At 59.3% G+C, this 12,156-nt stretch carries 9 protein-coding genes; 1 reads left to right on the forward strand and 8 read right to left on the reverse strand.

What is annotated here, in order from left to right; genetic code table 11:
* Nucleotides 1–38: 38 nt before the first annotated feature.
* From ATU_RS15475 to ATU_RS15510, 8 genes are all read right to left on the reverse strand, one after another.
* Entirely contained in the window at nt 39–1,172 is a 1,134-nt protein-coding gene (locus tag ATU_RS15475; RefSeq protein ID WP_010972959.1) for a Gfo/Idh/MocA family protein, read from the reverse strand.
* Between the two features lie 23 nt (nt 1,173–1,195).
* On the reverse strand, nt 1,196–1,960 hold the full coding sequence (locus ATU_RS15480) for a sugar phosphate isomerase/epimerase family protein (RefSeq protein ID WP_010972960.1): 765 nt from the start codon (nt 1,958–1,960) through the stop codon (nt 1,196–1,198).
* A 56-nt stretch (nt 1,961–2,016) separates the two neighbouring features.
* Nucleotides 2,017–3,105: an ABC transporter ATP-binding protein gene (locus ATU_RS15485; RefSeq protein WP_006315197.1), complete on the reverse strand. Its 1,089-nt coding sequence runs from the start codon at nt 3,103–3,105 to the stop codon at nt 2,017–2,019.
* Nucleotides 3,106–3,110: 5 nt separating this feature from the next.
* On the reverse strand, nt 3,111–4,052 hold the full coding sequence (locus ATU_RS15490) for a carbohydrate ABC transporter permease (protein ID WP_010972961.1): 942 nt from the start codon (nt 4,050–4,052) through the stop codon (nt 3,111–3,113).
* Nucleotides 4,045–4,947 carry a carbohydrate ABC transporter permease gene (locus ATU_RS15495; RefSeq protein WP_010972962.1) on the reverse strand — a complete coding sequence of 301 codons (903 nt, stop codon included), beginning with the start codon at nt 4,945–4,947 and terminating at the stop codon, nt 4,045–4,047. Before ATU_RS15495 ends, ATU_RS15490 begins: the two co-directional genes overlap by 8 nt.
* Before the next feature lie 143 nt (nt 4,948–5,090).
* Entirely contained in the window at nt 5,091–6,323 is a 1,233-nt protein-coding gene (locus ATU_RS15500) for an ABC transporter substrate-binding protein (protein WP_010972963.1), read from the reverse strand.
* A gap of 304 nt (nt 6,324–6,627) precedes the next feature.
* Nucleotides 6,628–8,058 carry a mannose-1-phosphate guanylyltransferase/mannose-6-phosphate isomerase gene (locus tag ATU_RS15505; RefSeq protein WP_010972964.1) on the reverse strand — a complete coding sequence of 477 codons (1,431 nt, stop codon included), beginning with the start codon at nt 8,056–8,058 and terminating at the stop codon, nt 6,628–6,630.
* 280 nt (nt 8,059–8,338) lie between these two features.
* Nucleotides 8,339–10,768: a glucose/quinate/shikimate family membrane-bound PQQ-dependent dehydrogenase gene (locus ATU_RS15510; protein ID WP_046033636.1), complete on the reverse strand. Its 2,430-nt coding sequence runs from the start codon at nt 10,766–10,768 to the stop codon at nt 8,339–8,341.
* A gap of 326 nt (nt 10,769–11,094) precedes the next feature.
* On the opposite strand from ATU_RS15510, the gene ATU_RS15515 reads away from it, so the two are divergent.
* Nucleotides 11,095–12,069: a LysR family transcriptional regulator gene (locus ATU_RS15515; protein ID WP_035257382.1), complete on the forward strand. Its 975-nt coding sequence runs from the start codon at nt 11,095–11,097 to the stop codon at nt 12,067–12,069.
* The last annotated feature ends 87 nt before the right edge of the window (nt 12,070–12,156 follow it).

A 12,156-nucleotide genomic window follows, 5' to 3' on the forward strand; every position in this document is an offset into this window, starting at 1 on the left:
GCGAAGTCCCCTCCGCCGCTTTCCGGATCATCCAAGCCTCAGCGCAGCAGCGCCTGCGCCTCCTCGATGCCAAGGGCTGCCGGCTGCGTGCAGGTCGTGTTCATCTCAATGAAACGGCCTTCTTCACCTGACTTCAGGATCGAGGTCATCACATCGATGCCGTGCAGCGAGCGCTCCAGCGAGCAGCGGGTATCGCGGCCCTCCAAAATCGCAATCGCCATATCGGCAAGGCCGGCCGTGCGGTAATTGGCGCGCGGGCCGTTCGGGCTTTCCTGATTGGCGATGCCGAAGGGATGCGCCCAGTCTTCCAGCGGCTGGATATTCTTGTCACGACCGCTGGCCTCCACCACCCCGCCGAAGAAGTTCGGGTCCGGCACGTAGATCGAGCCTTCGGTGCCATAGAGTTCCATATTGGCATGGCGGTGCGACCACACATCCCAGCTGGCCGAAAGCGTGATCGTCGCGCCATTCACGAATTCCAGCAGCGCATGGATATTGGTCGGTGTTTCCACCGGAATGATTTCGCCATTCATCGGCTGGCTGGTGACCGTGCGGGTGGGGTTTGCCATCGAGGTCAAAGCACCGACGCGTTTGACCGGCCCGATGAGGTTGATGAGATTGGCAACGTAATAGGGGCCAAGATCGAGGATCGGCCCACCGCCCTTCAGGAAGAAGAAGCCGGGATTGGGGTGCCACATCTCCATGCCGGGGCTCATCACATGGCAGGTGCCTGACGTGATCCGCCCGACCTTGCCGTCATCGATATATTGTCGGGCAAGCTGATGCGCGCCGCCGAGGAACGTATCCGGCGCGCAGCCGACGGACAGCTTTTTCTCGCGGGCGATGCGACGCAGCTCCTCGCCTTCCTCCAGCGAAAGCACCAAAGGTTTTTCCGAATAGACGTGCTTTCCCGCCTCGAGGGCTGCTTTCGACACCGGAAAATGCGCGGCAGGAACAGTAAGGTTCACCACCACGTCGATGTCCTTGTTGGCGAGCAGTTCCTCGATGGACTGCGCGGTAACGCCAAACTCTTCCGCCCTCAGCTCCGCCGCATTGCGGTTGAGGTCGGCGCAGGCCAGCACCTTGATGCCCTTGAAGAGCGGTGCCAGCGAGAAATATGCAGACGAGATATTGCCGCATCCGATGATGCCGACGCCAAGATCCCTGGTCATGATGAAACTCCGAAATGTGAGACTTAGTAGGTTTTGAAGGAAGCGATCGAGCGGGTGATCAGTCGATCTATGTCCTTGGGATTGTCGTGCTCGACCACGAAATGTTTCGTGGCGGATTTCGCCTTCAGCGCCGCCACAAGGCCCTTCCAGTCCACCGTGCCATGGCCAACATCGGCCCAGCCATCCTCATCCGCATTCTCGCCCGATGGTGCGATATCCTTCACATGCACGGCGGTGATGCGCTTGCCATAGCTTTCGATCCAGGCAAGCGGATCGGCTTTGCCGCGGATAATCCAGGCGATATCCGCTTCCCATTTCAGGTCCGGCCCGCCGGCAAAAATCTGCTCCTGCGGGGTGGAACCGTCGGCAAGCGCCTTGAACTCGAAATCGTGGTTGTGCCAGCCGAAGGTCAGGCCGGCATCTACGAAGGGTTTTCCGGCTTGCTGCAGGCGCTTGCCGAAAGCGAACCAGCCTGCGGCATCCGCCGGGCGCTGGTCAGGCATCAGATAAGGGCAATAGATCGCTTCAACGCCCAGAACCTTGGCAATATTGAGCGCCTTTTTCGGGTCGCCTTCAAGAAGATCAAGGCCGAAATGGCCGGTCGGCATGGTCAGGCCATTGGCGTCGAGTTCCGCGCGCAGGCCCTTCAGCCCGGCGTCATCAAGAGAGGCGTACATCGCGCCATAACCTTCGACCTGCTTGTAGCCGGCCGCCGAAAGCTTCTTCAGAATATCGGAAAAAGGCTGGAAATTGCGGGCGCTGTAAAGCTGGAAACCGAGTTCTGTCATTGTCTCCTCCATAGAGATTTGGGTCTTGGGATTGTGTGGGGGAATAGTTGCAGCGTCTAAAGCCGCTCCTCGCTCTCAGCGTCGAACAACGAGGCCATGGTCAGGTCGAGGCCGAGGCGAACCTTTGTGCCGGGCGAAAACCGCCTGTGGCCGCCGACGCGCACCGACATTGTGTGGCCGGCATGTTTCAGCCAGATCAGATTGTCAGCACCCATCGGCTCCTCGATATCGACGACAGCCTCATGCACCTCGCCACTGAGGATATCGGCATCGACACGCACATGTTCGGGACGCACGCCGAGAACGACGGCGCGACCGGCGGCAAGCGGCGTTTCCGGCTGATAGCCATCCAACGAAAAACTGACGCCATTGGTGGTGAAGACCACCTTGCCGTCTTTCTCGATCAATTCACCGCGCAGGAAATTCATCGACGGCGAGCCGATGAAACCGGCGACGAAGAGGTTCCGCGGCTTGTTATAGATGGTGACCGGGTCCGCCAATTGCTGGATGACGCCGCTTTTCATGATGGCGATGCGATCCGCCAGCGTCAGCGCCTCGATCTGGTCGTGCGTTACATAGATCATGGTGTTCTTCAGCGACTGGTGCAGCCGCTTGATTTCGACGCGCAGTTCCGAACGCAGTTTAGCGTCGAGGTTGGAGAGCGGTTCGTCAAACAGGAACACATCCACATCGCGCACCAGCGCCCGGCCGATCGCCACGCGCTGGCGCTGGCCGCCGGAAAGTTCGGCCGGCTTGCGCTTCAGCAGCGGCTCGATCTGCAGGATGCCGGCCGCCCTTTTCACACGCCGTTCGATTTCGTCCTTTGGGATCTTTGCGACCTGAAGGCCGAACGACAGGTTCTTCTCCACCGTCATCTGCGGATAAAGCGCATAGGACTGGAACACCATGCCGATGCCGCGGTCCTTCGGCTCCTCCCAGGTGACGTTGCGATCCTTGATGAAGATTTGCCCGTCGGTCGGCTCCAGAAGGCCGGCGATACAATTGAGAAGGGTCGACTTGCCGCAGCCGGAAGAGCCGAGCAGCACGAGAAATTCGCCGTCGTAAATATCGAGATTGAGGTCTTTCAGCACGGTGACGGCACCGAAGGACAGGGAAAGATCGCGGATGGAAACGCTTTTGTTCATATAGCTCAACCTTTTACTGCGCCTGCGGCAATGCCGCGGACGAAAAGCCTGCCGGAGACGAAATAAACGATCAGCGGCACTGCCCCGGTCAGAAGCGTGGCGGCCATGTTGACGTTGTATTCCTTCACGCCCTGCACCGAGTTGACGATATTATTGAGCTGCACCGTCATCGGGTAATATTCCGGCCGGGTGAACACCACACCGAACAGGAAGTCGTTCCAGATGCCGGTCACCTGCAGGATCATTGCCACAACAAAGATCGGCAGTGACATGGGCAACATGATGCGGAAATAGATCTGCCAGAAATTGGCGCCATCGATGCGCGCCGCCTTGAACAGTTCCTCCGGCAGAGAGGCGAAGTAATTGCGGAACAGCAGCGTCAGGATCGGCATGCCGAAGATGGTGTGCACGATGACAAGGCCGGTCAGCGTGCCATAAATGCCCATTTCACGCAGCACGATGACAATTGGATAGATCATCACCTGATAAGGAATGAAGGCACCGATGATCAGGATCGAGAAGAACAGTTCCGATCCCTTGAACTTCCAGTTGGCCATGGCGTAGCCGCTGACGGAAGCGACGACGATGGAAATGACGACGGAAGGCACGAGAATGCGCACCGAGTTCCAGAAGCCGCGCGAAAGTCCGTCGCAGTTCAGACCGGTGCAGGCATTTGCCCAGGCCTTTACCCAGGGCTCGAAGGTGATCTCCACCGGCGGTGCGAAAATGTTGCCGAGCCGGATTTCCGGCATGCCCTTCAGCGAGGTGACAACCATCACGTAAAGCGGCAGCAGGTAATAGGCGGCAGCCACGAACAGCGTGCCGTAAAGAATGATGTTGCGGCGGGAAAAGGTTTTCCTCGGCTTCCTGCCGCGCGGGCCGGAAAGGTCTTTGGCAACCGCATCGGTGGCGACGACGACCGTATTTAATGTGCTGATATTAGCCACGCTTCTTGCCTCCAAATTCGAGGTAGGCCCATGGAATGACGATGATCGCGACGGTCAGAAGCATCATGGTCGAGGCAGCAAAGCCCTGCCCCAGGTTCTGCGCCTGAAACATGTAGTCATAGACATATTTCGCCGGCACTTCGGACGCGATGCCCGGCCCGCCGCTGGTCTGCGCGACGACAAGATCGTAGACCTTGACGATGCCGCTCGCGATGATGACGAGGGTGGTGATGAAGACCGGCCGCATCATCGGAATGATGATGAGGATATAGGTCTTCCACATCGGAATGCCGTCGACGCGCGTCGCCTTCCAGATATCCTCGTCGATGCCGCGAAGACCGGCCAGCATCAAGCACATGACGAGCCCCGTGCCCTGCCAGAGCGCCGCGATCAGGATACCGTAGATGACGATCTGCGGATTATAGAGCGGATCGAAGGTGAAGCTTTCCCAGCCCATCGAACGGACCACGGACTGGATGCCGAATTCCGGGTTCAACAACCATTGCCAGACAAGGCCGGTAACGATGAACGACAAAGCGAAGGGATAAAGGAAAATGGTGCGGAAGGTGTTTTCGAAACGGATTTTCTGGTCCATCAGCGCCGCCAGCACAAAGCCGATGACGAGGCTGAAGATCAGCGACAAGATACCGTAGATCGCCAGATTCTGGATGGAGACGATCCAGCGTGGCGCCGCCCACAGTCGCTCATACTGGTCAAAACCGATGAAGCTCGCCCGCGGCAGAAGCTTGGAATTGGTGAAGGAATAAATCACCGTCCAGACCGTGCCGCCGAGGAAGATCACCATCGCGGTCAAGATCATGGGAATGGAGGCAATCTTGGAATTGAGATTGCGGAAAAGCTGATTGGGACGCCTGGAGCGCGTTTGACTTGCCATGTTACCTCCTCCTGTAACGTTACAGTCAACGGTCAGGCAAAAACCTCACCGCATGAAACCCCTGCCCTAGCTGGTGAATATTGCACGGACCGGACGTTGGAATGGGGAACGGTAAACCGCTCCCCAACCCGGAGAGATCACAATCAGTCAGCAGAACCGATAAGGTCCGCGAAGCGCTTCTGCCCATCTGCCGCCGACATCGAACCGGCGAAGAATTCGGCCATCAGGTCTTCCTTCTGTTTCTGCGTATCTGCGGAAATCAGCTGGTCGGTGCTGGTCAGCGCATTGCCCTTGGCCAGAATTGCCAGACCCTTCTTCATGCAGTCATTGGCTGCATTGAGGTCCACGTCGCCACGGATCGGCAACGAGCCCTTTTTCAGGTTGAAAGCAACCTGAGTCTTCGGATCGACGATGGTTTCGGCCAGCACATCCTGCGCCTTGGTCTTCGCTTCGTCTTTCAGAACAGGGAAATAAAAGGCGTCGCCACCGGTGGTGATATAGTCATTGAGGCCGAGACCCGGCAGGCAGGAATAATCCGTGCCGGCCTTCTGGTTGGCCAGCTGGAATTCGCCCTGCGCCCAGTCACCCATGATCTGGCCGCCCGCCTTACCTGTGATGACCATGTTGGTGGCCTGGTTCCAGTCTTGAACATTGGTGCCCTTGGCCATATCGCGCGCCTCGACGGCCGCCGCGAAAATCTTCGCCATATCGGGACCGGCTGCCGCCTCGGCATCCTTGTCGCCATAGACCTTCTGATAGAGGTCCTTGCCGCCGATCGAAAGCGTCAGCGTGTCGAACAGGCCGTTGGCCTGCCAGGCTTGCCCGCCAAGCGCCAGCGGCTGGATGCCGGCCTTTTTGAGCGCCGGTGCGGCTGCGACAAATTCCGTCCAGTTCTTCGGAACCTCGACACCCGCCTTCTTAAAGGCGGCGTTGGAAAGCCAGAGCCACTGCCAGGAATGGATATTCACCGGCGCACAATAGATTTTGCCGTCGATGGTGCAGCTGTCGAGCAGGCTTGCCGGTTTGATGACCTCTTTCCAGTTGCCCTTTGCGGCAACGTCGGACAGATCGCGCATCAGGCCGGCCTGCACCAGCTCTTCCGCCTGCCGGCCGTGGTTGAACTGGGTGGCGCCCATCGGGTCACCGCCAGTGATACGGCTGATCATGATCGGCCGGGCCGTGCCGCCCGAACCGGCAATCGCGCCGTCCACCCATTTATTGCCGGTCGCATCGAAAGCCTTGGCCAGCTCGGCCACCGCTGCGGCTTCGCCGCCCGATGTCCACCAATGGGTCACCTCAAGATCGGTGGCCCCGGCCATACCCGCCGGAATCATCACACTGGCCAAAAAGGCCGCAGAAATAACACGCATTCGCATGAGTCTCCTCCCTCACTGAAACGTTGCAGTAGGAACCTATGCGAAGATTTTTGATTAGGCAACCGCCTAGAATACGAATCTCGATGTGGCTATTTTGGACATCCCTTGCGACTGGAAACCGCGCAAATCTGCCACGGGCGGCATGCTGCGTCCTGTCGGCGGGTCCCTTCCATTCCTGCAATTTCTGCAAGGGGCGCGGCTGCCGCACCCCTATTTGGGTAGCGGCTGCTCGCCCTTAAAACACAAAGACGAGCCGGAACGCCTTCCGCCTCGCCTCTGTCGTGCTACCTCGAAACACTATCTACTATTGACGTTTGTAATCATCCTCGATGCGGATGACATCGTCCTCGCCGAGATAGGCGCCTGTCTGGATTTCCACAAGTTCGAGCGGAATTTGCCCCTCATTGGCCAGCCGGTGTGGCTGACCGATCGGGATGTAAACCGACTGGTTTTCCGTCAGCAGACGGGTCTCTTCGCCGATCGTCACCGTCGCTGTGCCCTTGACGACAATCCAGTGTTCAGAGCGGTGATAGTGTTTCTGGAAAGAAATGCGATGGCCGGGATCAACCGTGATGTGGCCGACCCTGTAACGCTGATCGACATACATGTGCTCGATGTAACCCCATGGGCGATAGACGCGCTTGTGGGTCTGGGTCTGCGGCGCATGGTCTCCGCCCTTCAGCGTGTCGACCAGCCCCTTTACATCCTGCACCCGGTTTTTCGGCACCACCAGAACCGCATCCTTGGTCGCCACCACCACCAGATCCTTCGCGCCCACCACCGTCGTCAGCAATTGCGTGGAATGGATCAGGCAACCCTCGGAATCGATGAAGACGCCATCGCCCTCGAGCGCGTTGTCATTGTCGTGCTTGTCGGCAATTTCCCAGATCGCGTCCCAGCTGCCTATATCGGACCAGCGGAAATGGCCGTGCACCACCGCCATACGCTTGGTCTTCTCGATCACAGCGTAGTCGATGGAATTCTTAGGCGAAGCCTCGAAGCTTGCCTGATGCAGGCGCACGAAACCAAGGTCGCTTTCATATTGTTCGACCGCCTGCGTCACCGCAGCCAGGATTTCCGGCGCGAAGGCCTTAAGCTCCGCGATCATCACATCGGAACGGAACAGGAAGTTGCCGGAGTTCCAGAGATAACCTTTTTCCAGATAGGAGATGGCCGTCGTCACATCAGGCTTTTCCACGAAGGCATCGACGGTGCTGAGGTCTTTTTCCCCGTCGATCGCGTCACCCGGCTTGATATAACCGTAGGAGGTGCGCGGCTCGGTCGGCACCAGGCCGAAAACGACGATATTGCCCTGATCGGCGGCTTTCGCACCAAGCTTCACGGCCTCGGAGAACTTGTCGACATCCAGCACCACATGGTCGGCGGCAAGAGCCAGCACAAGACATCCGGGTTCACGGCGTTCGGCCAGCACGGCGGCGGCGGCCATGGCGGCGGCGCTGTCGCGGCGGGCGGGTTCCAACACCACGGTCGCCGGCAGATCGATCTCTTCGGCCTGACGGCGGGCAAAAAAGCGGAAATCCTCGTTGGTGATGACCAGCGGCTCTGAATAAAGGCTCTTGTCGCCGACCCGCTTCAACGTCTGCTGATAGGTCGAAAGATTGCCGACCAGCGGCTGGAACTGCTTGGGCAACTGATCGCGCGACACCGGCCAGAGCCGCGAACCGGCACCGCCAGCAAGAAGAACCGGCGTGATCTTTCGAGATTGTTCGTTCACAACAAAACCTTTCCAACTCTAAAAAATTTCCCGGCGCGCCGGACAATATAGATATTTCCAAATACCGCCATCATCGGTTCACGGGCGGACAAGTTCAAGCTCATAAATTCGCCTTGTGAAAGCTTGGTGAATGGCGGTGTGTTGCCGGCGGGCCTGTTTTCCTAACGCGAGGATGATGGCGAGGTTCCGCACGAAAGTGCCGGTTATCCTGAACCCAAACAAAGAAAAACCCCGGAATCATCTCCCGGGGTTTCTTTTTCAAAGTGTTGAACCAAAAGGATCAGTTGGGCAATGCATAAGCGATGACGTAGTCGCCGCGATCGGGAGACTGGCGGGCACCGCCGGCCGAGATGACGACATATTGCTTGCCCGTCTTCGGAGACTTGTAGCTCATCGGTCCGCCCTGGCTGCCGACCGGAAGGCGGGCCTTCCAGACTTCCTTGCCGGTCGCCGTATCGAAGGCGCGCAGATAATAATCCTGCGTACCGGCGATGAAGACGAGGCCGCCCTGGGTGGCGAGCGTGCCGCCGAGCGTCGGCATGCCGATCGGGATCGGCAGACCCATCTTGATACCGAGCGGACCCGTATCCTCGACGGTGCCGACCGGCACCTGCCACTTGATCTGCTGCGTCTTCATGTCGATCGCGGTCATGGTGCCATAGGGCGGAGCCTGGCATGGGATGCCGAGAGCCGACAGGAAGCGGTTCTTGTTCACCGCATAGGGCGTGCCCTTCATCGGAACGACGCCCATGCCGGTATTGACGCTTTCGCCACCGCTGGCAACGGCCTTGGTGGGGGCGGCTTCCTTCATCTCGATCCAGAGACCGAGGCGCATATCGTTGACGAAGATAGTGTTGGTGGTCGGATCGGTCGACAGACCGCCCCAGTTCATGCCGCCGAGCGAACCCGGGAAGGCGAGCGAGAGGTCCGTGCCGGGCGCCGTATACAGCCCCTCATAACGCATGCCCTTGAAGGCGATGCGGCACAAAAGCTGGTCGAACGGGGTCGCACCCCACATATCGGCTTCCGTCAGCGTCTGCGCACCGATCTGCGGCATGCCGACGGAACGCGGCTGCGTGGGGGCGTAGGGCTCATTGGGAATATTGGCAGCCTTGACGGAAACCTCTTCCACCTTGGTCAGCGGCTGTCCCGTCGCGCGGTCGAGCACGTAGAGCTGCCCCGCCTTGGTGCCGAAGACCAGCGCCGGAACGCTGGTTCCGTCAGCCTTCGGGAAATCGACGAAGCTCGGCTGCATCGGCACGTCGAAGTCCCAGAGGTCGTTATGAACCGTCTGGTATACCCACTTTTCGCGGCCGGTCGTGGCATCGAGCGCCAGCATGGAGGCACCATATTTATGGTCGAGCGGCGTGCGTGTCGCGCCATAAAGATCGACCGAAGGGCTGCCGACGGGCATGAAGACCGTGTTCAGGTCCGGATCGTAGGACATGGATGCCCAGACGTTCGGCGTGGAACGTGTGTAAGTCTGGCCCGGAGGCGGCAGCTTGGTGATATCGGGATTGCCGGGGTCAAAAGCCCAGCGAAGCTCGCCCGTGACCACGTCGAAACCGCGCATCACACCGCCGGGCATGTCCACCTGCACGTTATCGGCGATACGGCCGCCGACAACGACGGTCGTGCCGGCCAGCGTGGGTGCCGAGGTCAGGACATATTGCGGGTCCGGTGCATCTCCCATACCGATCTTCAGATCGACGCGGCCATTTGTGCCGAAGTCAGGGCAAAACGCGCCCGTGTCCGCATCAAGCGCGATGAGTTCCGCATTGATGGTGTTCATCAGAATACGGCGCTGGCAAAGTGCGCCTTCGGCCACAACCGCGGCCGTGACGGGCGTGGAGCCCGGCGCAGTCGGTTGCTTCAGCGGCGCCTTGGCATCGAAATAGGCAAGGCCGCGGCAACGCATCCAGACGGAGGATTTCGAATTGATTTCCGCCTTCCACTTCTCGGTTCCGGTATCGGCATCGAGAGCGATGACATTGTTGTGCGGCGTGCACAGGAACACGGTGTCACCTACCTGCAGCGGCGTCTGCTGGTCTTCCGCACCGTTGGCGCCGGGGCTGATCGGGGTATCGCCGGTGTGGTAGGTCCAGGCGACTTCGAGGTTCTTGATGTTGTCTCGGGTAATTTCATCAAGCGCCACGAAACGGCTGCCGCCGGACGTATTGCCGTAATGTTCCCAGTTCTTCTGCTCCGTTTCCGGCTTGACCGGCGTCAGCGCCGCCGGCTCGCCATTGAAGGCAACGGTCGGATGCGCCACGAACATGCCGGCAAAACCGGCCCCGGAAGCGATGGCGAGAACAGCGGCTACCGCGAAAGAAGAGCCATATGCCGGCGTTTTGCCGGCTGCACGGCGCAGCAGCGGGTATGACAGGGCAACGACGGTTGCGCCAACCCCGATGGCCAGCAGACGGGAAATCAGCGGCCAGAAATGAAGGCCCGCTTCCCATACAGCCCAGACGCCGGTGAGGATGAAAACAAGACCGAAAAGAAGCGCGCCTGCCGGCTTGCGCAGCAGGATCAGCAGGCCCGAAACGATGAGCGAAAGACCTGCGATGATGAAATAGGGGCTGCCACCGAGGGCGACGAGCTGCCAGCCGCCAATGGCAAAGAACAGGCCCGCAGCGATGATGACCGCGCCGAGCGCCAACAGCCATAATCTGGCCGGGAGCGACAATGAAGTTGCTGGATTACCCATGAATGAATGTCCGTTTAGAAGAGCCGCCCGAAAGGCTGAAGCCCGATGATCGTTCAGTGTCCGGCAAAGCCCGGACAGTTCGCCGCCGATAAGGCCGGGCGAAGATACGCCGGTGGCGGCGCGGCTGAACGGGGAACGATAGTGGGGAAGGCTTCGGTAGTGACCGTCATTTTTGACCCATTCGCTGCAGGTTATCGCCGGCCGAATGGACGACGGGACATATGCTTGAACAAATCCTCCCCGGCCCTGATCGCCCTCACCTGCAAGGGTGGGAAAGACGTTCCGGACGCTGGCTGCGGTATAACGTCGCCCGCGACAAGATGACAATGCGCAAGACGGGCAATTTTGATAAGCTAGGCTTATATCACGCCGCGCCCGATAACACAAAGACCTCTTCGACAATGGATACTCGCCAGCTCACCATATTTGTGGAGGCCGCCAAAGCCAGAAACTTCCGGGCCGCTGCCGTCCAGCTCGGCATCGCCCAGCCAGCCGTTACCCAGCGCATACGGCAGCTGGAAGAGAATCTGGGCTTCAAGCTCTTTCACCGCATTAATCGGGGTGTGGAACTCACCGCGGCGGGGCAATCCATGCTCATCGAGGCGGAGGAAATCCTTGCCCGCACCAAAGGCGCGCTTGAAAAGGCGCAGCAGATCCGGCGCGGTGAACTCGGCACGCTGCGCATCGGTTACGGCACCAGTGTGATGGCCGAACGGAAGCTGCCGGCGCTGATCACCCGCTATGGTGATGAGCACAGGGATGTGACGCTGGAACTATTGCCCGGCATGACGATGGAACAGCTGATCGAGCAGGTGGAAACGCGCAAGACCGATGTCGCCTTCATCCGCGCGCCCCTTCCCCGGCTGCCACAGACCCTGAGGGCCATGCCTTTCGACCGCTCGAAACTGTGCGTTGCCCTGTCGGACAGTCATCCGCTGGCCTCCAGCCGCAGAATATCGGTTGGCGATATCGTGCAGGAAAAACTGCTGCTGCCGATCGATGAGATCGGCCTCGGCCTCAGCAGCAGCGCGCTCACGCTTTTCGAGGATGCCGGTTGCGAACCGCAAATCGGCATGCGTATCGCCAACATCAATACCATCCTTGCCTTAGTGGAAGCGGGTGCGGGCATTTCCATCCTGCCGGAAAACACCGTGCGTTCCACCCGCGGTATTACCGGCGTACCGCTCGACAGCGCCGACGCATGGTCGGACTGCGTGCTGGTAGTCAGACGCGGCCCGCTTGCCCTCCACGTCGATGCCTTCGTGAATATGGCCCGCCAGGCTTACCAGCCAAGCCTTTGACAACAAACATACGGACTTAATCGATTGAATCGGCCGTAAATTTCATCACGCTTAAATTTGCTGCACTGAACAACATTCAAGGCTTGG

Source organism: Agrobacterium fabrum str. C58 (assembly GCF_000092025.1).
Lineage (GTDB): Bacteria > Pseudomonadota > Alphaproteobacteria > Rhizobiales > Rhizobiaceae > Agrobacterium > Agrobacterium fabrum.

Bases quoted from the DNA above. Each gene is read 5' to 3' on its own strand.
- ATU_RS15480 (WP_010972960.1), bottom strand. From the start codon at position 1,960: ATGACAGAACTCGGTTTCCAGCTTTACAGCGCCCGCAATTTCCAGCCT.
- ATU_RS15485 (WP_006315197.1), bottom strand. From the start codon at position 3,105: ATGAACAAAAGCGTTTCCATCCGCGATCTTTCCCTGTCCTTCGGTGCC.
- ATU_RS15510 (WP_046033636.1), bottom strand. From the start codon at position 10,768: ATGGGTAATCCAGCAACTTCATTGTCGCTCCCGGCCAGATTATGGCTG.
- ATU_RS15500 (WP_010972963.1), bottom strand. From the start codon at position 6,323: ATGCGAATGCGTGTTATTTCTGCGGCCTTTTTGGCCAGTGTGATGATT.
- ATU_RS15495 (WP_010972962.1), bottom strand. From the start codon at position 4,947: ATGGCAAGTCAAACGCGCTCCAGGCGTCCCAATCAGCTTTTCCGCAAT.
- ATU_RS15475 (WP_010972959.1), bottom strand. From the start codon at position 1,172: ATGACCAGGGATCTTGGCGTCGGCATCATCGGATGCGGCAATATCTCG.
- ATU_RS15515 (WP_035257382.1), top strand. From the start codon at position 11,095: ATGCGCAAGACGGGCAATTTTGATAAGCTAGGCTTATATCACGCCGCG.